The sequence below is a fragment of the Streptomyces sp. NPDC008079 genome, from assembly GCF_042957385.1.
Classification (GTDB): domain Bacteria; phylum Actinomycetota; class Actinomycetes; order Streptomycetales; family Streptomycetaceae; genus Actinacidiphila.
The window spans coordinates 30,248-54,283 of the sequence record NZ_JBIBIC010000007.1; the positions used below are offsets into that span (position 1 = coordinate 30,248).

The 24,036-nt window shown below is 73.5% G+C and carries 15 protein-coding genes and 1 pseudogene; 10 read left to right on the plus strand and 6 right to left on the minus strand.

What is annotated here, in order from left to right; all coding sequences use genetic code 11:
• Positions 1 to 139: 139 nt before the first annotated feature.
• The 5 genes from ACFZAM_RS16935 (at position 140) to ACFZAM_RS16955 (ending at position 7,706) form a co-directional block, all read left to right on the plus strand.
• On the plus strand, positions 140 to 2,755 hold the full coding sequence (locus ACFZAM_RS16935; RefSeq protein WP_355337159.1) for a tetratricopeptide repeat protein: 2,616 nt from the start codon (positions 140 to 142) through the stop codon (positions 2,753 to 2,755).
• A gap of 14 nt (positions 2,756 to 2,769) precedes the next feature.
• A complete protein-coding gene (locus ACFZAM_RS16940; protein ID WP_391046763.1) occupies positions 2,770 to 4,374 on the plus strand; it encodes a protein phosphatase 2C domain-containing protein in 1,605 nt (534 codons plus the stop codon).
• Between the two features lie 14 nt (positions 4,375 to 4,388).
• Positions 4,389 to 5,735 (plus strand): VWA domain-containing protein, encoded by a 1,347-nt coding sequence (locus tag ACFZAM_RS16945; RefSeq protein WP_355337155.1) that lies wholly within the window; start codon positions 4,389 to 4,391, stop codon positions 5,733 to 5,735.
• Positions 5,736 to 5,841: 106 nt separating this feature from the next.
• Positions 5,842 to 6,993, plus strand: a complete 1,152-nt coding sequence (locus tag ACFZAM_RS16950) for an FHA domain-containing protein (protein WP_391046766.1) — start codon at positions 5,842 to 5,844, stop codon at positions 6,991 to 6,993.
• The gene (locus tag ACFZAM_RS16955) at positions 6,990 to 7,706 is read left to right on the plus strand and encodes an MBL fold metallo-hydrolase (RefSeq protein ID WP_391046769.1); all 717 of its coding nucleotides are present in this window, start codon (positions 6,990 to 6,992) and stop codon (positions 7,704 to 7,706) included. Before ACFZAM_RS16950 ends, ACFZAM_RS16955 begins: the two co-directional genes overlap by 4 nt.
• A gap of 91 nt (positions 7,707 to 7,797) precedes the next feature.
• On the opposite strand, the gene ACFZAM_RS16960 is transcribed toward ACFZAM_RS16955, so the two are convergent.
• Positions 7,798 to 9,024: a methyltransferase domain-containing protein gene (locus ACFZAM_RS16960; protein WP_391046772.1), complete on the minus strand. Its 1,227-nt coding sequence runs from the start codon at positions 9,022 to 9,024 to the stop codon at positions 7,798 to 7,800.
• A 73-nt stretch (positions 9,025 to 9,097) separates the two neighbouring features.
• Here ACFZAM_RS16960 and ACFZAM_RS16965 point away from each other — a divergent pair, with 73 nt between their 5' ends.
• The 4 genes from ACFZAM_RS16965 (at position 9,098) to ACFZAM_RS16980 (ending at position 17,164) form a co-directional block, all read left to right on the plus strand.
• Positions 9,098 to 9,502, plus strand: a complete 405-nt coding sequence (locus ACFZAM_RS16965) for a globin (RefSeq protein WP_355337149.1) — start codon at positions 9,098 to 9,100, stop codon at positions 9,500 to 9,502.
• A gap of 132 nt (positions 9,503 to 9,634) precedes the next feature.
• Positions 9,635 to 13,102, plus strand: coding sequence for an FtsX-like permease family protein (locus ACFZAM_RS16970; RefSeq protein ID WP_391046775.1), 3,468 nt, complete (start codon positions 9,635 to 9,637; stop codon positions 13,100 to 13,102).
• Positions 13,103 to 13,358: 256 nt separating this feature from the next.
• Positions 13,359 to 16,115 carry an FtsX-like permease family protein gene (locus ACFZAM_RS16975; RefSeq protein WP_391046778.1) on the plus strand — a complete coding sequence of 919 codons (2,757 nt, stop codon included), beginning with the start codon at positions 13,359 to 13,361 and terminating at the stop codon, positions 16,113 to 16,115.
• Positions 16,112 to 17,164, plus strand: coding sequence for an ATP-binding cassette domain-containing protein (locus ACFZAM_RS16980; RefSeq protein ID WP_391046781.1), 1,053 nt, complete (start codon positions 16,112 to 16,114; stop codon positions 17,162 to 17,164). The genes ACFZAM_RS16975 and ACFZAM_RS16980 overlap by 4 nt, the downstream gene beginning before the upstream one ends.
• A gap of 151 nt (positions 17,165 to 17,315) precedes the next feature.
• On the opposite strand, the gene ACFZAM_RS16985 is transcribed toward ACFZAM_RS16980, so the two are convergent.
• From ACFZAM_RS16985 to ACFZAM_RS17000, 4 genes are all read right to left on the minus strand, one after another.
• The gene (locus ACFZAM_RS16985) at positions 17,316 to 17,999 is read right to left on the minus strand and encodes a hypothetical protein (protein WP_355337141.1); all 684 of its coding nucleotides are present in this window, start codon (positions 17,997 to 17,999) and stop codon (positions 17,316 to 17,318) included.
• A complete protein-coding gene (locus tag ACFZAM_RS16990; protein WP_355337139.1) occupies positions 17,996 to 18,415 on the minus strand; it encodes a thioesterase family protein in 420 nt (139 codons plus the stop codon). The genes ACFZAM_RS16985 and ACFZAM_RS16990 overlap by 4 nt, the downstream gene beginning before the upstream one ends.
• 16 nt (positions 18,416 to 18,431) lie before the next feature.
• Positions 18,432 to 20,096 carry an energy-dependent translational throttle protein EttA gene (gene ettA, locus ACFZAM_RS16995; RefSeq protein ID WP_355337137.1) on the minus strand — a complete coding sequence of 555 codons (1,665 nt, stop codon included), beginning with the start codon at positions 20,094 to 20,096 and terminating at the stop codon, positions 18,432 to 18,434.
• Between the two features lie 537 nt (positions 20,097 to 20,633).
• Positions 20,634 to 20,909 carry a transposase gene (locus ACFZAM_RS17000; RefSeq protein ID WP_391046786.1) on the minus strand — a complete coding sequence of 92 codons (276 nt, stop codon included), beginning with the start codon at positions 20,907 to 20,909 and terminating at the stop codon, positions 20,634 to 20,636.
• A gap of 159 nt (positions 20,910 to 21,068) precedes the next feature.
• Between ACFZAM_RS17000 and ACFZAM_RS17005 the strand changes: the two are divergent.
• A pseudogene (locus ACFZAM_RS17005) lies at positions 21,069 to 22,110 on the plus strand (tyrosine-type recombinase/integrase); the annotation flags it as partial.
• Positions 22,111 to 22,497: 387 nt separating this feature from the next.
• Here the strand turns inward: ACFZAM_RS17005 and ACFZAM_RS17010 are convergent.
• The gene (locus tag ACFZAM_RS17010) at positions 22,498 to 23,928 is read right to left on the minus strand and encodes an LAETG motif-containing sortase-dependent surface protein (protein WP_391046788.1); all 1,431 of its coding nucleotides are present in this window, start codon (positions 23,926 to 23,928) and stop codon (positions 22,498 to 22,500) included.
• Positions 23,929 to 24,036 lie beyond the last annotated feature (108 nt).

Consider the following 24,036-nt stretch of genomic DNA (forward strand, 5'->3'; position numbering starts at 1 on the left):
CCGGGACCGCCGGAATGTCGTCGTCGGACGGGACCGTTGCGTACAGGGCGCGCGTGGCGTACGCGCGACAGGGGAAAGGCTGAGGGGGAACACCGTGAGCAAGTGCCAACGGCCCGGTTGCGGCGGGACCTTGGAGGACATGGGCGGCGGCGAGCTGTACTGCGACACCTGCGGCCTCGCGCCGCTGCCGGTGGCCGCGCAGGGCGGCGCGGGCCCGGTGGGCGCGGCGGGCTCGGTGCCCGGCGCGCGCGGCGCGGACTCGGGCCGCTCCGGCCGTTCGGTGTCCTCGCAGACCTCGTCGCACTCCTCCTCGCGGTCCTCCAAGTCGTCCTCCCGCGCCTCGCGCCGTTCGGTCTCCGGGCGGCTGTCGCGGTCGCTGAGCGGCACCGCCACCGGCCGTTCGGTGTCGGTGCGCAGCAGCCGCAGCTCCAGCAGCGGCTCCACCCGCGGCAAGCTCGGCGCGGGCCTGGTGTCGGTGCCGACGGTGCCGCGGCCGGACCCGGCCGCCGCGGTGCTGGAGAACCCCGAGGTGCCCGAGCGCAAGCGCTTTTGCAGCAAGGGCGACTGCGGCGCGCCCGTCGGCCGCAGCCGCGGCGACCGCCCCGGCCGTACCGAGGGCTACTGCAGCAAGTGCGGCCACCCGTACTCGTTCTCGCCCAAACTGCGGCCCGGCGACATCGTGCACGGCCAGTACGACGTGGTGGGCTGCCTGGCGCACGGCGGTCTCGGCTGGATCTACCTGGCGGTGGACCGGGCGGTGTCCGACCGCTGGGTGGTGCTCAAGGGCCTGCTCGACACCGGGGACGAGGACGCGCTGGCCGCGGCCGTCTCCGAGCGGCGCTTCCTCGCCGAGATCGAGCACCCCAACATCGTCCGGATCTACAACTTCGTCGAGCACCTCGACCAGCGCACCGGCACCCTCGACGGGTACATCGTGATGGCGTACGTCGGTGGCAAGTCGATGAAGGAGATCGCCAACGAGCGGCGTACGCCGGACGGCAGGCGCGAGCCGCTGCCGGTCGCGCAGGCCATCGCGTACGCCATCGAGGCGCTGGACGCGCTGGGGCACCTGCACAGCCGCAATCTGCTCTACTGCGACTTCAAGGTCGACAACGCCATCCAGACCGAGGACCGGCTCGAACTCATCGACATGGGCGCCGTGCGGCGGATGGACGACACCGAGTCGGCGATATACGGCACGGTCGGCTACCAGGCGCCCGAGGTCGCCGAGGTCGGCCCCTCGGTCGCCTCCGACCTGTACACGGTGGCGCGGACGCTCGCGGTGCTGACCTTCGACTTCCAGGGCTACACGAACGTCTTCGTGGACAGCCTGCCCGACCCGGGCAACATCGAGGTCTTCTCCCGCTACGAGTCCTTCTACCGGCTGCTGGTCCGCGCGACCGACCCGGACCCGGACAAGCGGTTCTCCTCCGCCGAGGAGATGTCCGACCAGCTCCTGGGCGTGCTGCGCGAGGTCGTCGCCCTGGAGACCGGCCGCCCGCGGCCCGCGCTGTCCACCCTTTTCGGCCCCGAACTGCGCGTGGTGGACACCGAGTTGGTACGGCCGGTGACCGGTGACACCTCGACGCTCGGCGCCGACCGCGCGCTGGAGAAGGCGTCGCGGCGCCGCGACCGGGTCGGCGGCAACGGGTCGGCGCCCGCGCTGCCCGCCGGAAGCATCCCGGCCCAGCCCGCGGGACTGCCCGCGGTGCCCGGCCCCGGCGCGTACAGCCCGACCGTGATCGGCGCCCCGCTGCCCAACTGGGGCCCGCCGCCCGCCACCAGCCCCACCGTGTCGCGGCTGAACGCGGGCGCGGCCGTACTGGCGCTGCCCGTACCGCATGTCGACCCCGCCGACCCCAACGCGGGCTTCCTGGCCGGGCTTTCGGCCGCGGCCCCGGCCGAGCTGGTGGCGGCGCTGCACTCCGCGCCGCAGGACTCGGTGGAGAAGCGGCTGCGGGAGCTGCGGGCGCGGCTGGAGATGGCCGACCTCGACGGCGCCCAGCAGGTGATGGCGACGCTCGCCGACGCCGAGGACGACGCCATCGACTGGCGGGTGGTGTGGCACCGCGGCCTGGCGGCGCTGTGCACGGGCGACCACGAGACGGCGGCGCTGAGCTTCGACGCGGTCTACGACGCGTTCCCCGGTGAGCCCGCGCCGAAGCTGGCGCTGGGCATCTGCGCCGAGGTGCTGGGGCAGTTGGACAACGCGGCCGAGTACTACCGGCTGGTGTGGACGACCGACCAGAGCTATGTGAGCGCGGCCTTCGGTCTCGGCCGGGTGCTGCTGGCCTCCGGTGACCGGCAGGGCGCGGTACGCGTCCTGGAGTCGGTACCCGAGTCGTCGATCCACTTCACCGCCGCGCGGGTGGCGGCGATCAGGGCCCGGCTGCGGGACAGATCGCCGCAGGAGCCGCTGCTGGCCGACCTCCAGGCGGCCGGGCTCCAGGTGGAGGAGCTGCAACGGCAGGGCCTGGACTCCGACCGGCGCGAGCAGCTCGCCACCGAGGTGCTGGGCAGCGCGCTGGACTGGGTGCTGGCGGGCCGTGTCGGGGACCTCCCGGCGGGCGCTCCGGGCGTACCGTCAACAGCCGGACCGCACAAGGCCGTTCTGGGCTCCGCCCTGAACGAGCGGGACCTGCGGTTCGGCCTGGAGCGCTCGTACCGGGTGCTGGCCAGGCTCGCCCAGCAGGGCAGTACAAGGATCGAACTGGTGGAACGCGCCAACCGCTTCCGCCCCCGGACGTGGGTGTAAACGAGATGCCGCCAATGCCCGAGTCGCCGCCTTCCACGACGACGCTGTGCCCCTCCTGTGCGGAGCCGCTGGACGCGGAGGACCGCTTCTGCGAACACTGCGGCGCGGACCTCAGCCTCAGCGCCTCCGGCGCGGACCCGTCAACGGCGGGGTCCGCCGCCTCGCCTTCCGGCGCGGAAGCGCCGGGCGCCGCGGGCGGTCCGGCGGGAGCCGCGCCCTCGCCCGCCGGAACGGCGGGCACGGACGGCGACCGCCTCGGCTCCACGGCCGCCGCTGCCGGGCCCCCCGGTGAAGGGCCCGGCGCCGCTGGCGCTACGGCGGGCGCGAGCGCCGGACACCCGGCTGCCGGAACGGCGAGTACCCGATCGGCAGGCGGCGCGCCTTCGGCTGCCGGAGCGGCGGGCACGGGCGGCGACCCGCACGGCGGCGCGCGCCCGCAGGCCGCAGGCGCCGGCCAGGACGGCCGGCTCGGCGGCGGGCACGGCGGCACCGGGCAACCCGGCGGTGGAGCCGAAGGCGAAGGCCCCGCGACCGACGCGTTCCTGCTCGCTCCCCCGCAGGCCGCGGCGCAGCCGGGCGGCGGCGGCGACACGCTCGCGCTCGGGGTGCCGCTGGCCGGTGCGAAGGTGTCGGATCCGCGCGAGGAGGAACCGGCGGAGGAGAACGGCACGGTGTGCGTGGCGTGCGGCCTCGGCGGGGTCGACGCGGACGGGTACTGCGAGCACTGCGGGCACGCCCAGCCGCGCAAACGGGACCACCAGGAGCAGGAGTTGGAGGGCGTGGCCGCGGTGAGCGACCGCGGTCTGCGGCACCACCGCAACGAGGACGCCTTCGCCCTGTCCACGACCTCGCTGCCGGACGGCACCCCCGCGGTCGCCGCGGTGGTCTGCGACGGCGTGTCCACCGCGTACCGCCCGGACGACGCGTCGGCCGCCGCGTCGGTGGCGGGCAACGAGTCGCTGCTGGCCTCGCTGGAGCGCGGCGCCCCCGCCGAGGAGGCCATGCGCGGCGCGCTGATGGCGGCCTTCGACGCGGTGAGCGCGCTCGCCGAGGAGGAGACCCAGGACGGCGTCCCGCACCACAACGCACCGGCCTGCACCTGCGTCAGCGCCGTCGTCACCGGCCCGGTCTTCACCGTCGGCTGGATCGGCGACAGCCGCGCGTACTGGATCCCCGACGACCGCGACCGCCCGTCGGCCCGGCTCACCGAGGACGACTCGTGGGCGGCCAGGATGGTCTCCGCCGGTCTGATGACCGAGGCGGAGGCGTACGCGGACGACCGGGCGCACGCGATCACCGGCTGGCTCGGCGCGGACGCCGTCGAGGTCGACCCGCATGTGGCGGCCTTCCAGCCGGAGAGCCCCGGCGTCATCGTGGTGTGCACCGACGGGCTGTGGAACTACGCGGAGTCGGCCGCCGAGATGGCCGAGGTCGTACCGCCGGACGCCAGGACCCGCCCGCTGCACAGCGCGCGGACGCTGGTCGGGGTGGCGCTGGACGGCGGCGGCCACGACAACGTAACGGTCGCGGTGCTGCCGTTCCCGGCCGCCGTGTCGCGGGCAGGATTCCCACCCGCCCAGGTCACGGAGGGCCTGGGCGGGGCTGTGAACGGGCTTTAAGGAGCGCAGTACCGATGGCCAAATTCTCGAAGTCGAACGTGCCGCAGTTCTCGGTCGACATCTATCAGAACGAGTTCCTTCCCGAGGGCGGCCGCGAGGTCAACGCCATCGTCACCGTGACGTCGACCGGCGGCGGCACCTCGGGCGGGCAGCCGCTGCCGGGTCCGGCGTCCGCCGCCGGGGGCGCGGCGCCCAGCGCGGGCGTGGTGATCATGGTCGACTGCTCGGGCTCGATGGAGTATCCGCCGACGAAGATGCGCAACGCCCGTGACGCCACGGCCGTCGCGATCGACACCATCCGCGACGGCGTCGCCTTCGCGGTGGTCGGCGGCACCCACCAGGCGCGCGAGGTCTACCCGGCCAACGGCACGCTGGCGGTGGCCGATCCGACCACCCGTGCGCAGGCCAAGCAGGCGCTGCGCAAGCTGACGGCGGGCGGCGGCACCGCGATCGGCACCTGGCTGCGGCTGGCCGACCGGCTGCTGGCCAGCACCGACGTGGCCATACGGCACGGCATCCTGCTCACCGACGGCCGCAACGAGCACGAGAAGCCGGAGGACCTTCAGGCCACCCTCGACGCGTGCACGGGCCGTTTCACCTGTGACGCGCGCGGTGTCGGCACCGACTGGGAGGTCAAGGAGCTGACCGGGATCGCCTCGGCGATGCTCGGCTCGGTCGACATCGTCGCCGATCCGGCCGGACTCGCCGCGGACTTCCAGGCGATGATGGAGAACGCGATGGGCAAGGAGGTCGCGGACGTCAGCCTGCGGCTGTGGACCCCGCAGGGCTCCGAGATCGCGTTCGTGAAGCAGGTCGCGCCGACCGTGGAGGACCTGAGCGCGCGGCGCACCGAGGCCGGTCCGCGCGCGGGCGACTACCCGACCGGGTCGTGGGGCGACGAGTCCCGCGACTACCACGTGTGCGTGCGGGTGCCGGTGGCCGGAGTCGGCCAGGAGATGCTGGCGGCGCGGCTGTCGCTGGTGCTGCCGCAGCCGGACGGCACCGTCGAGGTGCTGTCGCAGGGCCTGGTCCGCGCGGTGTGGACGGACGACATGGCCGCCTCCACCCGGATCAACCCGCAGGTCGCCCACTACACCGGGCAGGCGGAGCTGGCGCAGGTCATCCAGCAGGGTCTGGAGGCCCGCAAGTCCGGTGACATGGACGGCGCGACGGCGAAGCTGGGCCGCGCGGTGCAGCTCGCGAGCGCGTCGGGCAACGAGGACACCGCGAAGCTGCTGTCGAAGGTCGTGGACGTGGTCGACGCGGCGAGCGGTACGGTGCGGCTGAAGGCCAGGGTCGCCGACGCGGACGAGATGACCCTGGAGACCCGGTCGACGAAGACCGTGCGTGTGAAGAAGTGACCCGTGCGGTCGCGACATGTGACGACGTAACGTGTGAGGACGTAACCGTCAGCAGCTCGCACGGATTGTGACCCCGCCCCCGGCGGGCGGAGGGGGAGCCAGCACCATGCCGACTTGTCCGAACGGCCATCAGTCCGGGACCGACGACTGGTGCGAGGTCTGCGGGATGCGGATCGCCGTGCCGTCGTCCTCGTACGGGACCCGGCCGCCGTCCTCGTCGGCGTCCGCGTCCGCGTCCGCGTCCAGTTCGCCGGTGTCGACCTCGCCGGGGGCGTCGTCGCGCGGCTACGAGCCGGACGGGCCGGCGGCGCCGGAGGTGTGCCCGCAGTGCGGGACGCCGCGGGAGGGGATGGCGCTGTTCTGCGAGGAGTGCCGTTTCAACTTCCAGACGCACACCTCCACCACCTTCGTCGCGCCGCCCGCCCCGCCCGTTCCGCCGCCGACGGCGTCCGGTTTCCCGCCGTATCCGGACTACGGCTCGCAGCGGTCCCGCCCCTCGCAGGTGAACCGGCCGGCGGAGCCGCTGCCGTCGCAGTCGGTGACGTCGGGTTCCGGGGACTTCCTGCTGGACCCGCCGTCCTCGCAGGTGAAGGCGGTGGGGACGGGTCCGGCTCCGGTGGCGGAGCCGGAGGTCTCCGCCGAGCAGCCGCCCGCCGCGCGGCCGACGCCCACCGAGGCGTCGGCGGCTCCGCCCGCGTCCGCCACGCGCCGCCCGATCGAGGGCGGCGGCCCCGAGCACGCGCCGTCCTCGCCGGCGGCGCCTCCGTTCCAGAACCCGTATCTGTCCGGTGAGCAGTCCGGGCCCTCGGTCTCCCCCGGGTCCGGCCACGAGCCGCCCGCGGCGTCCGCCGGTACGGCGTGGGTCGCGGTGATCGGCGCGGACCGGGAGTACTTCACCGCGATGATGGCCCGCAGCGGCCCGGACGCGGAGGGCCTGTACTTCCCCGCGTTCTCGCCGGAGATCCAACTGCCCCTGATCGGCAACCAGATCACCATCGGACGGCGCCGCCAGAGCACCGGTGAGGCCCCCGACATCGACCTGTCCCGCCCCCCCGGGGACCCGGGCGTCTCCCACCAGCACGCGGTGCTGGTCCAGCAGCCGGACGGCTCCTGGGCGGTGGTCGACCAGGACTCCACCAACGGCACCACGGTCAACCTGAGCGAGGACGCGATCCGCCCGTACACCCCGATCCCGCTCTTCGAGGGCGACCGGGTCCACGTGGGGGCGTGGACGACGATCACCCTCCGCCGGGCGTGACGCGCGTGTCCGGTACGGGAGCGGCCCTGCGCCGCCTCGACCTGGGCCGGTTCGTCCGGCCGGGCTCCGAGACCGCCGACGGGAAGCCGCGGGTGGAGCCCGCGCTCGGCTATCTGGTCGAGCACGACGGCGAACTCCTGCTCTTCGACACCGGGATCGGCACCGCGGACCCCGAGACGGACGCGCACTACCGCCCGTACCGCCGTCCGCTGCCCGACGCGCTCGCCGCGGCGGGGGTGACGACCGCGGACATCGCGCTGGTGGTCAACTGCCATCTGCACTTCGACCACATCGGCGGCAATCCGCTCTTCCCCGGCACTCCGGTGCTGGTGCAGGACGCCGAGCTGGCGGTGGCGCGCGGCGGCGGCCACACGCCCGAGCATCTGGTCGGCTTCCCCGGCGCCCGCTACGAGGAGCTGACCGGTGAAGTGGAGATCCGTCCGGGGCTGTGGATTCTGCCGACGCCTGGTCACACGGTCGGTCACCAGTCGCTGGTGATCCGCAGGCCGGACGGGACGGTGATCCTGGCCGGTCAGACGCACACCTCGGCGTCCGACTTCGCCGCCGCGCAGGGCGCGGTCCTGGCCGCCGCCGGCGGTGCGGGAGCGCCGCTGCCCGAGCCCGACCCGTGGGTGGAGCGGCTGCTGGCGTACGACCCGCGGCGGATTCTGTTCGCGCACGACGCGGCGGTCTGGGAGCCGCTGTCCGGCTGAGGGCTTCTCGGCCGCCGCGGCTCACAGCGGCGGGGGGCTTTTCCGGCCGCCGCGGCTCACAGCGGCCGGGGGCTTCTCCGGCCGCCGCGGCTCACAGCGGCCAGCGGTACGGGCCCGCCGGGTCGTCCAGCCAGGTCCACTGGCGGGGGCCGTCGACGGTGAGGCCGAAGCGGGACCTGGCCGGGTGGCCGAGGTCGCGGAAGACGACGTGCGCGGACTCGGCGAGCGCCCACAGGTCGCGGGGGCCGCTGACGCGGGTCGTGCCGTCGGCGGTGACGCGGGCGGTGGAGCCGTCGGTGGCCAGCAGCCGGGCGGTGCCGGTCCCGGGCGACCAGGTGAGGTCCAGCGGGCCCGCGACGAGGGTGAGCAGGAAGCGGAAGAGGTCGTTGCCGATGATCCGCGGCGGTGTGCGGGTGGCCCGTACCGCCTGCGCCGCGTCGTCGGCGGCGGGCGCAGGGGCCGTCGTGGAGGGGCCGCGCAGCGGGACGAAGAAGGCCGGGGTGGCCAGGAAGTGCCCTTCGGCCTCGGTGGCGCTCCGCACGGTGAGCGCGATCAGCCCGGTCCCGAGGGGCGCGAGGATCCGGGCGCCCGGCCGGCACTGGGCGAGCCAGGCCGCCGGGATCGCGGGCAGTTCGCAGGTCGCGATCACCCGGTCGTACGGGGCGCCGGCCGGGTGGCCGAGCGCGCCGTCGCCGGTGACGACGGTGACGGAGCGGGCGGCGGGTGTGCCGTACGCGGCCAGGTGCGCGCGGGCGGCGGCGGTGATCCGCTCGTCCAGGTCGATGGTGGTGACGGCGTCGGGGCCGAGCCGGTGGGCCAGCAGCGCCGCGTTGTAGCCGGTTCCGGCGCCGATCTCCAGGACGCGGTGGCCGTCCGCCACGTCGAGCGCTTCGCACATCAGGGCCATCAGCGAGGGCTGGCTGCTGGAGGAGAGCAGTTCGCCGTCCACCACGTCGGTGGCGATCGGCCGGTCGGCGTAGCTGCCCGCGAGCCAGCGCAGCCGGTGGCGCGGGTCGGGGTCGGCGGCGGTGAGCCGGTCCTGCCCGCCGCCGTGCGCCGAGCGCTGGTAGTCGGGTACGAACAGGTGGCGCGGCACCTCGGCGAAGGCGGCCCGCCAGGCCGGGTCGGTGAGGCCGCCGCCCGCGACGATGCGGCGGACCATGCGGGTGCGCAGCGCGGAGGCCGCGGCCCGGTACCGCCCGGCCGCGCCCGTACCCGTATCCGTAGCTGTATCCGCGCCTGTATCCGTATCCGAGGTCGTACCGTCCGCGCCCGTGTCCGTACCCTCCGTGCCCGCTTCCGCGTCTGTGTCGGCCATGCCTCCATCGTGCGCCCGCGGGCCCGGTCCTACGACTCCGGTACTCGGCCGGTCCTTCTGCGACCATGGGGGTGTGAATGAGATCCCGCGCGGCACGGTGCAGCAGCAGACGTTCTACGAGCTGGTCGGCGGCGAGGAAACCTTCCGCCGTCTGGTGCACGTCTTCTATCAGGGGGTGGCGGGGGATCCCGAACTGCGGGCGATGTACCCCGAGGAGGATCTCGGCCCGGCGGAGGACCGGCTGCGGCTCTTCCTCATGCAGTACTGGGGCGGTCCCCGTACGTACAGCGACGAGCGCGGCCACCCGCGGCTGCGGATGCGGCACGCGCCCTTCGAGGTGAACAAGGCGGCGCACGACGCGTGGCTGCGCCATATGCGGGCGGCGGTCGACGAGTTGGGCCTTGAACCCGCGCACGAACAGCAGTTGTGGGACTACCTGACGTACGCCGCCGCGTCGATGGTCAACACCCCCGGCTGAAAACGGCCCTGAGCGGAGGAGAATCGTCCGCTCAACGGTCGGTCACGATCGTATTCCGACAACCTCCGGCACCGTTCACCACGCCCTCCCCCTTTGAGACCATCCGGTCAGCGACAGGACGGGGGCTCGCCGGTGACCGGTTTCGTGCTGCTGCGCGTCCGCGCGCACCGGTTGCTGCTCGCCGCCGCGCTGCTCACGGTGGTCCTCACCACCTCCGTGCTGGCCACCTTCACCGCCTTCACCGGCGCGATCGGCGACGCGGCGCTGCGCCGCACCCTCCAGCACCAGGCCGCGGACCGGTCGACGGTCGAGGTGCAGGCATCGGTCACCGGGCCGACGCGGGACGGGCTGGATTCGGCCGTACGGCGCATCGTGCCCGACGCCTTCGACGGGCTCCCGGCCACGGTCAGGTCGAGCACCAGGTCGGGCCCGTACGGGCTGCCGTTCGCGCTGCGCCCCGCCGGGTCGCCGAAGGGCGGGGACCCGGATCTGACGCTGCTGGCCACCTTCGACCGCTCGCGCGTCACGATCACCGAGGGCGCCTGGCCGACGCCCGCGGCCAAGGGCTCCGCCGAGGTACGGGTCGCCATGCCGGTGGTCGCGGCCCAGGCGCTCACCGTGCGCACCGGCAGCGTCCTCACGCTCACCGACCGGCTCGGCGGGCCGCCGCTGCGCATCCGCGTGACCGGCCTCTACCGCCCCGCCGACCCCGCCGCGCCGTACTGGCATCTGGACCCGCTGCGCGGACGCGGCATCCACACGCTGTCGTTCACCACGTACGGGCCGATGCTCGTGGACGGCGGCACCTTCGGCTCGGGGCGGGTGGCGCCCGCCGAGATGTCCTGGCAGGGCACGGCGGACTTCGGCGGCGTGGGCGTGGGCCGGATGGACGCGCTGGAGCGCAGCGCGAAAGCGGCCGTCGCCGACCTCCATGACGCGAAGCCGACCGGCTCCGCGCAGGTGTCGAGCGAGCTGCCGACACTGCTCGACGGGCTGCGCCGCAGCCTGCTGGTGACCCGTTCGACGCTGCTGATCGGCGCGCTCCAGCTCGTCATCCTGGCGGGCTTCGCGCTGCTGCTGGTCGCGCAACTGCTGGCCGAGGAGCGGGCCGGGGAGACCGCGCTGCTGCGGGCCCGCGGCGGCTCCCGCTCGCGGGTGGCCCGGCTGGCGGCCGGGGAGGCGCTGCTGCTGGCGGTGCCCGCCGCGCTGATCGCGCCGCTGCTCGCCGGTCCCGTCACGCGGCTCCTGGCGGGGACCGGCGCGCTGGCCCGTACCGGCGTCACGCTCGGCGGCGGCAGTGGCGGCGCGGCCTGGCTCGTGGCCGTGTGCGCGGCGCTGGCCTGCGCCTTCGCGGTGATCGTGCCCGCGGTGCGCGGCGGCGGCTCCTTCACGGCCGAGCGCGCGGCGCGGTCCCGGCGGGGCGCGCTGCCGGGCGCCCTCCAGGCCGGGGCGGACGTCGGGCTGCTGGTGGTCGCCGGGGTCGCGTACTGGCAGTTGCAGCGCCGGGCGTCCGGCGGCGGCGTGCTGAGCGCCGACGGCGCGGGCGGTCTCGGCGTGGACCCGGTCCTGGTGGCCGCGCCCGCGCTGTGCCTGCTGGCGGGCACGGTGCTGGTGCTGCGGCTGCTGCCGCTGGCGGCCGGGCTCGGTGAGCGGCGCGCGGCGCGCGGTCGCGGGCTCGCGCCGGCCCTGGCGGGCTGGCAGTTCGCCCGCCGTCCGCGGCGCGGCGCGAGCGCGGTGCTGCTGCTGGTGCTGGCCGTGGCGATGGGGATGTTCGCGATCGGGCAGGGCGCGAGCTGGGACCGTTCGCAGCGCGACCAGGCGGACTTCACCGTCGGCTCCGACATCAGGGTCACCGGGATGACGACCCCGCCGTTCGGGCAGGCCGGGATCTACGCGAAGGTGCCGGGCATCACGGCGGTGGCCCCCGCGGCCCGCGACGAGGTGCTGCTGACCCAGCAGCGGCACGCGACGGTCCTGGCCATCGACACCGAGCAGGCGGGCAGGGCGATGCGGTTCCGCTCCGACCTCACGGCGGGGCGGCCGGTCGCGGAGCTGCTCGCGCCGCTGAGGGCGGGGGGGAAGGGCGGGGCCGCGGGGAGTGGCGGGGATTCGGGCCGGGCCGCCGGGAACGCAGGGGATTCGGGCCGGGCTGCTGGGGATTCGGGCGGGTTCGCCGTCCCCGGTGACGCGCGCCGGGTGGAGTTCACCGCCTCACTGCGGGCGGTGGACCGGCACGGCCGCCCGATGGCGTCCGCCAACGGCCCCGACCACCTGACCGCCGCGCTGACGGACGCCACGGGTGTGGTGTACGAGTTCGAGCTGGGCGATCTGCCGCCGGACGGCGCCCCGCACCGGCTCACCCTGGACCTGGCCTCTGCGGCGGGCACGGCGGGCGGCGGGCCTGCGGGACCGCTGCGGCTGACCCGGATCGACACCGTCTTCTCGCTGCCGGGCGTGAAAGAGACGCACCGACTGACGATCTCCTCCGCGCGGGTCGTCGGGCCGGACGGCGGCGGCGAGGCGCTGAGCGCGGCGGGTACCGGTACGGGGCGGGGCGCCGCTTCGTGGGACGCGCGCGCGGACTTCGACGACCCGAGCCTGGCGGGCGATCCCGGTGCGGTGCCGCCGTCCGCCGAACCGCCCGTGCTGGCCGGCCCCGCGCTATTCGGCCTGGAGTACGCCACCGGTTCCACGGAGGTGGTCCCGGACAGCTGGCAGGCGCCGCCGACCGCCACCGTACGCACGCGCGTCGAATCGCTCGTGCCGCCCGAACTCCCGGCCGTCGCCACCGACTCGTACCTCAAGGCGGTCGGCGCGAAGGTCGGCGGCACCGTGCGGCTCCAGCTCAACGGTGTGGACATCGTCGCCCGCGTCACGGCCGCCGTCCGCGCGATCCCCGGCACGGCGGACCGGAGCGCCGCCGCCGCGGACGGTGCGCAGGACGCGCAGAGCCGTGAGGACCTGGACGCGGGCGCCCTGCTGCTCGATCTCCGGTCCGTCAACCGGCTGTTGGAGTCGCAGGACGCGCGTTCCATGGAGCCCACCGAGTGGTGGCTGGCCACCGGGCCCGGCACGACCGCGCGGGTCGCCGCCGCGTTGCGCGCCCGAACCGACGTCGACGTGGTGCTCGTACGGGACGAGACCGCGGCGGATCTGCGGGCCGATCCGCTGGGCGCGGGACCGCAGTCGGCGCTGCCCGCCGCGGTGATCGCCGCGGCCGTACTGGCCGCGGTCGGCTTCGCGGTCAGCGCGGTCGGCGCGATCAGGGAGCGCAACGGCGAATTCGCGGTGCTGCGTGCCCTGGGCACCCCGCGCCGCCAGTTGGCCCGGATGATCGCCGCGGAACAGGGGACGCTCGTGCTGATCTCGCTCGTCGTGGGCGTGGTGCTGGGCGCGCTGCTGACCCGGCTGATCACCCCGCTGGTCGTGCTCACTTCGCAGGCCGCCCGGCCCGTCCCCGATCTGCTGGTCGAGATGCCCGCGGGGCCGCTGGCCGAACTGCTGGGCGTCGTCCTGATCGCGCCGCTGGTCGTCGTCCTCGCCACCGCGGTGCGCCGCGGCGATCCGGCGGCGGCGCTGCGGCGGCAGGGGGAGGACTGAGATGCCGGACGACAACTCGCGTGAGGGCGGGGGTATTTCGGAGGGCGCGTCGGGGGGTTCTTCGGAGCGGGCCTCGGGGCGGCGGGCTCCGGACCGGGCTCGGGAACGGTCCTCGGACCGGGCTTCGGGGCGGCGGGTTCCGGACCGGTCTTCGGACCGGGCTTCGGGGCGGCGGGCTCGGGAACGGTCCTCGGCCCGGGCTTCGGGGCGGGCTTCTGCCGGCACGCCGGTGCCCGGTGCTGACGGTGGCGCGCGCGTGGACACCTCCTGGGTACGGGTCAGGCTGCGGTCCGCGCCCGCCGCCGCGCTCGCGACGGCCGTCCTGGTCCTGGTCACCGCCTTCCTCGCCGCGGCGCTCCCCCGCGCGGTCGACCGCTACGAGGACACCGCGCTGCGGCAGGCCGTCCGGGACGCGGCGCCGCTCGACCGCGGTGTCAGCCTGACCGGCCCCTACAGGCCAGAGTTCACGACGACCGAGCTGCTGGACCCCACCGCCGTCGACCATGTGGAGACGGTCTTCCAGCGGATGGCGAAGCCGCCGCTGCGGCTGCGGAAGGACCGGTCCGTCATCGGGGTGCGCGCCTCGGAGGCGCCGGTGCCCGACCAGGGGCTGCCCCGTACCTCCGAACTCTTCCCGGCCGCCAGCCTGGTGGCGCAGGCGGGACTGGCCGGGCACGGGCGCCTGGTCGCCGGGCGGCTGCCGGCTCCCGCGCCGGACGGGGGCGTTCCGGCGCCGCTGTCGGTCGAGGCCGCCGTCACCGTACGCACCGCCGAGGTCATGCGTCTCACGGTCGGTCAGACCGTGCACCTGCACGGCCGCACCCCGACCGCGCTGACCGTCCGGATCTCGGGCATCGTCGCGCCCCGTGACCCCGCCGACGACTTCTGGACCGAGAACAGCGACCTGCTGACCCCGCAGCTGTCCGCGCCGCCGACCCCGCCGGGCAGCGAGCCCAAGACGTACTGGCACTTCTCGCTGCTCGTCGACCGTACGGCCGCGCGCTCGATGCCACTGCTGGGCACGCTGGTGACCCGGTACTGGCACCACCCGCTGGCCACCGACGGCCTGGCCGCGCACGATGTGCCCGCGCTGCAAAGGCAGTTGGCGTCCTTCAACGCCGGACCCGACTCGGTGGCCCTGCAACAGGCCACCGACCCCGACATCCGGCTCACCGGCGGCCTCGGCACCGTGCTGGACGACTACTCCGACGACCGGCGGGCGGTGTCGCCGCTGGTGCTGATCGCGGCGGTCGGCGTCGGCACGACGGCGTTCGCGGTGCTGCTGATGGCGGGCGGCCTCGCCGCCGAGCGGCGGCGCGGTGAGATCGCGTTGCTGCGCTCGCGCGGCGCCGCCCTGCGCGGCGTCTTCCGGCGGCTGCTCGGCGAGACGACGGCCGCCGCCGTGCCGGGCGGCGCCCTGGGCGTCGCCCTGGCGCTGCTGGCGCTGCCGACCTCGCGCTACGGCACGTCGCTGCTGCTGGGCGCGGCGGTCACCGCGGTCGCCGCGCTGGCGCTGCCGGTCCGGGCCGTGGCGGCGGCCCGGCGGCCACGCGCGGCGGGCCGCGAGGACGTCACCGCTGCCCGGCCGTCGCGCCGCAGACTGGTCGCGGAACTGACCGTCACCGTCCTGGTCGTGGGGGCCGTACTGACCCTGCGGCGGCGCGGGACCGACAGCGGCGGCGACCCGTATCTGGCGGCGGCCCCCGTGCTGGTCGCCGTCGCGGCGGCGCTGGTGCTGCTGCGCCTGTATCCGCTGCCGCTACGGCTGTTGGCGCGCCCCGCGGCCCGGCTGCCCGGCGCGGTCACCCATCTGGGCCTGGCCCGCGCGGGCCGCTCCCCCGCCACCAGCCAACTGCCGCTGCTGGCGCTGCTGGTGGCCCTGACCGTGGCGTCCTTCGGCGGCTCGGTGCTGGCCGGTATCGACCACGGCAGGGACCGGGCGGCGAGCGTCCTGGTCGGCGCGGACGCGCGGGTCGACTCCCGCTTCGGGCTCCCCCGCCAACTGCCCGACGAGGTACGGAAGAAGGTGCCCGGCGTCGGCCGGGTCGTCACCGCCCGCGTCGAGCCGAACAGCCCGACCGCGCCCTTCGGCCTGTCCTACTCGCTGGTGATCGTCGACCCGGCCGCGTACGCGCGGCTGACCCACGACATCGGGCTGCCCGCCTTCCCCGCGCAGGCGTTCGGCCACGATCCGGGGCGGGGGACGCTGCCCGCCGTGCTCAGCCCCGGCCTCGCCTCGCTGCTCGGCGACGGAACGGCCCGGGTGGACGCCGCCGTCGGCGCCGTCACCGTCAGGACCGCGGCCGTCCTGACCAGCACCCCGGCCGCGCCCGGCGCCGAGTTCGTGATCGTCTCCGCGGCGCAACTGGCCGCCAGACACCCGGACCTGGCCGCGTACAGCCAGTACAGCGGTCCTACGGTGCTGCTGGCGATGAACGCGCCGGGCAGTCACATCGACGGCGGGGCGCTGCGCGCGGTCGCCAAGGAGCCCGCGTCCTTCGTGACGGTGCTGACGCGCGGCGAACAGCGGTCCCGGCTGGGCGACTTCCCCTTGCAGCGCGGCGCGCGCTCGATCTATCTGGCGGCGGTCGCGGCGGGCGCCGCCTTCAGCGCGCTGGCCCTGCTGCTGTCGCTGCTCCAGGCCGCGCCGCAACGGGCCACGCTGCTGGCCAGGTTGCGCACCATGGGCATGACGCAGCGGCAGTCGCGGCGGCTGGTCCTGCTGGAGATGCTGCCGCAGGCGCTGCTCGCCGCCGTCGGCGGTGTCCTGGTGGGCCTGGCGGTGGTCCCGCTGCTCGGACCGGGCGTCGATCTGCGGGCGCTCACCTTCGGCGGCGGCGAACAGGGCGTGGAACCGGCCGACTTCGGGCTCGGCCTGCGGGCCGATCCGTGGTCCCTTGCCCTGCCGTCGGCGGGGCTGCTGATACTGGCCTGTGCGGTGCTGCTGATCCAGGTGTGGGTGAGCGGACGGCGGCGGGAGAGCGCGGAGTTGAGAGTGGGGGACCGGGTATGACGGGCGAAGCGGGCGGCGAGGTGCGCGGAGCGGTGCCGGGTCCGGTGACGGGACCTGACCGCGCTCCCGTCAGCAGTCTCGCGGATCTGGAGCGGGCGGTCGCCGAGCGGCGGGAGCGGCCCGCGTACGGCAAGGACGCGCTGATCAGTTGCGACCGGCTGGTGCGGATCTTCACCGCGGACGGGGTGGAGGTGCAGGCTCTCCAGGGGCTCGATCTGCTCGTCGGGAAGGGCGAGTTGATGGCCCTGGTCGGCGCGTCGGGCAGCGGGAAGTCCACGCTGCTCAACATCCTGGCCGGGCTCGACGTGCCGACCGCGGGCGCCGCGTCCGTCGGCGGCTACGACCTGCTGGCGATGGACGCCGCGTCGCGGCTGCGGTACCGCAGGGAGGTGGTGGGGTTCGTCTGGCAGCAGACCGGCCGCAATCTGCTGCCGTACCTCACGGCCGCGCAGAACGTCGTCCTGCCGATGCAGCTCGCCGGCCGCACCGACGGGCTGCGCACGAAGCGGCAGCGCACCGCGCGGGCCACCGAACTGCTCGGCATGCTCGGCGTCGGCTACTGCCACGACCGGCACCCCGGCCGGATGTCCGGCGGCGAGCAGCAGCGCGCCGCCATCGCCGTCGCCCTGGCCAACAGCCCGTCCGTCGTCCTCGCCGACGAGCCCACCGGCGAACTCGACTCCGCCACCGCCGAGCAGGTCTTCGCCTCTTTCCGCACCGCCAACGAGGAGTTGGGCACCACGGTCGTCGTCGTCACCCACGACCACGCCGTCGCCAACGCCGTCCGCCGCACCGTCGCCATCCGCGACGGCCGCACCGCATCCGAGGTCGTCCGCCACACCGAGGTCGACGAACACGGCCAGGAGTCCGTCGTGGCCCGCGAATACGCCACCGTCGACCGCGCCGGCCGCCTCCAACTCCCCCGCGACTACACCGACTCCCTCTCCATCCGCTCCCGCGTCCTCCTCGAACTCGAACCCGACCACATCTCCCTCTGGCCCGACCCCTCCCAACCCCCTCAGCGGACGGAGGAGCCCCAGGACGGCTGACGGCCACCCACGCCCGCACCCGCGACGACGAGCACCCTGGGGCCGAACGCGGCACGGCACCCGCCGACGGCGGGAGGGTGCACGGGGGGGGCACCCGCAGGGGTGGAAGCATCTGCACGGGTGGGCGGGTGGGAAAAGAGACGGACAGGCCCTAGGCCGGGGTGACGGTCAGACCGGAGGCCGGCGCGGCAGCGCGTACGGCCACGGAACCGAGCGCCGTGCGCAGCCGCAGCCAGGGCCCGGCCGACAGAAGCACGGCGTCCTCGGCCCCCCGCAGAAACCCGAGGGCATGGGCGGCGTGCACCGCCCGCAAGGGCAAGCCGGTACCGGGAAGCGGCCGAGCCCACAACTCCTCGGCGAGCGCGTCGAGTCCGGCCCGCGTACGCCCGGCCTCGCCCAACTCCTCCGTACGCGTACGGAATTCCCCGATCACACGGGCGGCAGCCGCCCGCACGGCGTCACCGTCAACCTCGGTGACCCGCAGCCAGCCGCCGCGCGGCGGCAGCAGCCCGGCCCAGGAGGGGCCGGTGACGGACCCGGGCAGCACCAACTCGCCCCCCTCCGGAGGAGGCACGGCGTCGAGGAGCTGCCCGGCCGACACGGTCGCGTCGATCGCCGCCCCGACCCCGTCCTCGGCCAGCGCCGCGGTGCGGACCGCGAGGACGCCCCCGAAGGGCGGGTGGCCGAAGACCCCGAGGGCGGCCTCCCCTTCGGCGGACCTGAGCCGTACGACCGCCGCCTTGTCCCAGCGGATCAGCCGGCCGAGGAAGGCGGCCAGATCGGCCGCCTCCCCCGCTCGCGCCAGCGTCAGCGTCGACCGCGCGGGAGCGGTCATACGGTGACGGCCCCGTCCAGATACCGCTGGAGGAACAGCTTCTCCTCGGCGGTGATCCGCCGCGGCCGTCCGGCGGCGAGGTTGTACGGGACGACGACCGTGGAGGCCCGCACGTACACCGTCTCGCCGTCCTTGACCTCGTAGTGGACGGTCAGCGACGCCGCGCTGATGTCCGAGACCCACGTCTCGACGGTGACCGGCTCGTGCCGGTGCACCAGCGGACGCAGGTAGTCGATCTCGTGGCGGGCCACGACGGACCCGCCGGTGAACGACACGCTTCCCTCGCCCGGCGCCAGCCGGAACATGAAGTCGATCCGCGCCTCTTCCAGATACCGCAGGAAGACCACGTTGTTGACGTGCCCGAAGGCGTCCATGTCCGCCCAGCGCAGCGGGCAGAGGAAGATGTGCCGTGCCATCACAGATACCGTGCCCTCAGCCGCGGGTCAGCTTCTTGTACGTGGCGCGGTGCGGCCGGGCCGCGTCGGCGCCGAGCCGCTCCACCTTGTTCTTCTCGTACGACTCGAAGTTGCCCTCGAACCAGTACCAGCGGCTCTCGCCCTCGTACGCGAGGATGTGCGTCGCCACCCGGTCGAGGAACCACCGGTCGTGGGAGATCACGACGGCCGCGCCGGGGAACTCCAGCAGGGCGTTCTCCAGCGACGACAGGGTCTCGACGTCGAGGTCGTTGGTGGGCTCGTCGAGGAGCAGCAGATTGCCGCCCTCCTTGAGGGTGAGCGCCAGGTTGAGGCGGTTGCGCTCACCGCCGGAGAGCACGCCCGCGGGCTTCTGCTGGTCCGGGCCCTTGAAGCCGAAGGCCGAGACGTAGGCGCGGGACGGCATTTCGACCTGGCCGACGTTGATGTAGTCCAGCTCGTCGGAGACGACGGCCCACAGCGTCTTCTTGGGGTCGATGTTGGCGCGGCTCTGGTCGACGTAGGAGATCTTGACCGTCTCGCCGACCTTGATGGAGCCGGAGTCCGGGGTCTCCAGGCCCTGGATCATCTTGAACAGCGTGGTCTTGCCCGCGCCGTTCGGGCCGATGACGCCGACGATGCCGTTGCGCGGGAGCGTGAACGACAGGTCGTCGATCAGCACCTTGTCGCCGAACGCCTTGGAGAGGTTGTTGACCTCGACCACGATGGATCCCAGGCGCGGGCCCGGCGGGATCTGGATCTCCTCGAAGTCCAGCTTCCGCACCTTGTCGGCCTCGGCGGCCATTTCCTCGTAACGGGCCAGGCGGGCCTTGGACTTCACCTGACGGCCCTTGGCGTTGGAGCGGACCCACTCCAGCTCTTCCTTGAGGCGCTTGGCGCGCTTGGCGTCCTTCTGCCCCTCGACCTTCAGGCGGGCCGCCTTCTTCTCCAGGTACGTGGAGTAGTTGCCCTCGTAGGGGTGCGCCCGGCCGCGGTCCAGCTCCAGGATCCACTGGGCCACGTTGTCCAGGAAGTACCGGTCGTGGGTGACGGCGACGACGGTGCCGGCGTACTGCGCCAGGTGCTGCTCCAGCCAGTTCACCGACTCGGCGTCCAGGTGGTTGGTGGGCTCGTCGAGGAGCAGCAGGTCGGGCGCTTCGAGCAGCAGCTTGCAGAGCGCGACGCGGCGCTTCTCGCCGCCGGAGAGCGTGGTGACCTGCCAGTCGCCGGGCGGGCAGCCCAGCGCGTCCATGGCCTGTTCGAGCTGCGCGTCCAGGTCCCAGCCGTTGGCGTGGTCGAGCTGCTCCTGGAGCTTGCCCATCTCGTCCAGCAGCGCGTCGGAGTAGTCGGTCGCCATCAGCTCGGCGATCTCGTTGAACCGCGTGAGCTTCGCCATGGTGTCGGCGGCGCCGTCCTGCACGTTCTCCAGCACGGTCTTGGACTCGTCGAGCTGCGGCTCCTGGAGCAGCATCCCCACCGAGAAGCCGGGCGACAGGAACGCGTCACCGTTCGACGGCTGCTCCAGGCCCGCCATGATCTTCAGGACGGTCGACTTACCGGCGCCGTTCGGCCCGACGACGCCGATCTTCGCTCCCGGCAGGAAGCTCAGCGTCACGTCGTCGAGGATCACCTTGTCGCCGTGGGCCTTGCGGGCCTTGCGCATGGTGTAAATGAACTCAGCCAAGAGAAACCGTCCGGCAATCGAGTAGGGCCACAGTGCGGCACCGCCGCGTGAGGGCAGATACACCCCATCTTGCCAGTCGTCCACCCCACGGGGCGAATGGGTACCTCACCGCCCCCTCCCCCGCCCCTGACCTGCGGCCCGTCCCGCGACCCTCCGTGACCGCCTGTCATTCTCGGTCACCCCCCCGGTCACCCTCGCACGGCCCACAGACGGCCCCACGGCCCGGCACCTCGCCCGCCTACACTGCTGCCTGATGAGGTCGCCCGCACGGTAAAGGACGGGACCCGGGGTGCGGACAGGGCCGTCTGCCTCATCACTTCTGCGCGAGGTTCTACCAAGTTCCCGGGGTCGGTTCGAGGGGTTCGCTTATAGCTCTGACAGCCACGCGGCCTGAGCTTCGATTGCCCCATCGTTGCGGGCGCGTTGAGGCAGGGTCGTGCGTCATGGCGATCTCGTTCCGGCACGTGACCGTGACGGGCACCCCGCCGTCGGCCAGCTCCTTCACGAGCGGATAGATCCTTTTCCCGGCAGATGCGCCTACGACAGATAGGCAGCGGCCCGGCGCAGAACCTCGTTCTCCTGCTCCAGCAACTTGATGCGGCGCCGACGCGCTTCCCGCAGGTCCGCATTGTCCTGTCCGGTCGTTCCGGGCTTGGAGCCATCGTCGATGTCCGCCCGGCGCATCCACTTCCCAAGCGTCATCGCGTGGACTCCGAAGTCCGCGGCCACCTGCTCCACCGTCACGCCCGGGCCACGGTTTCTCGCGACCCGCACAACATCCACGCGGAACTCTTCCGGATAAGGCGTGGGCACAGCAACATCCTTCCCACCCGCCCCACAGGGCAAGCCAGATCAGACGTCACCCGATCGTGCAGCAGACCCGTCGGCCCGGACGGTACGGAAAAGAGCAAGAGCTTCCCCGACCGGCAGAAGCGCGCGGCTGAAGCCTGGTTGACCAGCCTGGAAGCCGACATGAGTCGGGGCCAGTGCATCGACCCCCGCACTTCTCGGACCACGTTCCGGGAGTACACGGAACGCTGGCTCGCCGCGCTGACGACCGACCTCACCAGCCGGGCCGCCCTTGAGGGGGCGTCTGCGCCTCCACGCCATGCCGTACCTGGGCAGCCGTCCGATCGGCTCGTTCCAGCCGGAGCACGTGCGCGAGTGGCTTCGTGAGCTTGAGGACCCCGTGACGGCCTCGTCGTATCGGCGGCTGATCTTCGATGCGGTGTCCTCCGTGCTCAACGCGGCGGTAGACGACCGGCTGTTGCCACCGAATCCCTGTCGTGCCCGGTCGGTGAAGGCTCCTCGTCCGGCTCCGATCCGAGTGCACCCGTGGTCGGCGGAGCAGGTGTTCGCAGTCCGCGAAGGTCTGCCGGACCGATACCAGGCGACAGCCGATGTCGGCGGGGGCTGCGGTCTCCGGCAGGGTGAGATCTTCGGCCTTGCCGTCGACAACATCGGGGATCTTGGGTGGCTGTACGTGCGACAGCAGGTCAAAGCTCCGGGGCGGCCTCGTGTTCGCACCTTCGAAGCGGGGCAAGATCCGTGACGTCCCGCTCGATCCCGAGGTGTTGGCCGCGCTGACCGAGCACATCAAGCGCTTCCCGCCGGTCGACGTGACCTTGCCCTGGCTGACGCCGACCGGACCGAAGGTGACGCATCGTCTGATCTTCACCAGCGGTGCGGGTTCGGCGGTCTGGAGCAACGCCTTCAACGATCAGGCGTGGAAGCCCGCTCTGGCGTCCGCCGGGATCATCCCGGTACCGGAGAAGGGGAAGCGCTACGAAGCTGCCCGAGAGCACGGTATGGACGCGTTGCGGCACTTCTACGCCTCGGTGCTCCTCGACGTCGGAGAGAACGTCAAGGCGCTGAGCTTGCACCTCGGGCACAGCGACCGGGGTTCACGTTGCGGGTGTACAGGCACCTGATGCCGAGTAGCGAGACCCGGACCGGGAGCGCCATCAGCGCGATGTACCGGACCGCCGGTCACGCCCATGACGGCCCAGAGACGCCCACGCCGCCTGAGACGGCCCCTCATCAACGGGAAACCGCTGGTGGGGGGCTACTTCGTGCCCGGCTGGGATGAGAAACACCACATCTTGCCGTACGTCCACCCATCCGTGCGAACGGGTCCCTCCCCCACCCCCGCCCGGCGACCGCCCGGCGCTTGGCCTCCCGGTGGGTCAGCACGACGCCGCCCAGCATCAGCACGCTGACGAAGAAGGTTCTGACCACGTGTACGTCGTGTACGTCTCGCGTGCCTGCTGAGCGCCGACGGAAGCCGCTGTTCGCACGAGCGTCGCGGTAGGCGTCGCGGACCGGACGGGGGCGGGTGTGCGAACGGGTCCTGCCGCACCCTCCGGTGCGGCAGGACCCGTTCGCGGTGGGGCGCCCCGGGTCAGGCGGTGGGGGTGTTCTTCTTGCGGCGGAAGAAGAAGGCGGCGGCGCCGCCGAGGACGACGAGGGCGATGGCGATGCCCGCGATCATCGGGGTGGCACTGCTGCTACCGGTCTCGGCGAGATCGGTGCCGCCGGTGGTACTGCCGGAGGTGGCGGGGCTGGGGGCGTTGGTGGGGGTGGCCGTCGGGGTGGGGCCGGGGGTGGTGGCGGTCTTGCAGTCCAGGACGCCCTCGAAGGTCTTCACCTGGTCGTTGGGCAGGGTGATGTCGATCTTGTACTTCTGGTCCTCCTGGACGGGGACCGTGACGGTCTGGGACTTGCCGGGCGCGACCGTGTAGCTCTTGCCTTCGAGTTCGAAGGTGAAGTCCTCGTCGCCCTGGTTGGCGGCGGTGACGTCGACCCCGTTCTTGGCGCAGACGACCTGCGCGGACAGCGCCGGGATCGGGCCCTTCCTGGCCCAGGACAGGGTCGCCGCCGCGGTGACGGTGGTGCTCTGCGAACCGGCGAGGATCTGCGACTGGCTGGAGGTGTCCGTGGCGGAGAAGGCACGGCCGACGGATATCTCGGTGGTGGCCGCGACGGTCACCGGGGCGGTGCCGTCCGCGGTGCCCGCGGGGACGTCGAAGTAGAGCGCGGTGCCGTTCTTGACCGGACCGCTGATCGCCTTGCCGTCCTTGTCGACGATCTTGACGCCCGCCGGGGCGTCGGCGCCGAGCTTGACGTCGACCGCGTCGGCGGTGGTGTGCACGGTCACCGGACCGAGCCGGTCGCCGGACTTGCCGGAGACGGCGGGCGGGTCGAGCGTCACCGAGGGCTTGGGCTCCTCAAGGGTCTGCGCGTGGCTGTCCAGGTACTCCGCGAGCGCCTTGGCGTCGCTGTCCTTGGCCTGCACGTTCACCCCCGGGTCGGACAGGTGCCAGATCGCCACCTGAGTACCGGCCGCGGCCAGGCCCGGCGTGAGCGGGTGGTCGAGGGTGACCCCGGCGGCCTTGAGGGTGTCCGTGACGCCCGCCACGTCGACCTTGGGGTAGGAGTTGTTGAGGATCCAGGCGATCTTGCCCGCGTCCTTGTTGTCCTTCAGCGTCGAGTTGTCCCAGGTGACCTCGTTGTAGGTCGCCTTGTCGACGGTGTGGTGATTGAAGTCGATGCAGTACGTCTCGATGCTGCCGCCACCGGTCACGGCCATCGAGAAGAGCCCGGCGGTGACGTCGTACTCGTCCTTGGCACCGGGGTTGACGACGGCCTGGTCGGCCTTGTCCTTCTCGATGCCGCCGAGCACGGCGGTGGCGCCCGTGGCCGACGGCGTCGTGCCGTCGTTCGGGGCGGCGACGGCCGCGCCCGCTCCCGCCATCACGCCCGCCGCGAGCAGGCCCGTGGCGATGCCGGCCGCCGCGAGGCGGGCGGCGCCCCGCCTGTAGGTCTTGAACATGGATTTCCCCTCCGGGCAAGGCGCGTTGGTCGTTCAGAGGATCGCCTTGCCTGCGCAGTTCCGGCCCCCGTGCGTGCTGAACGAGGAGATCCTAGGAACCAGGCGTCA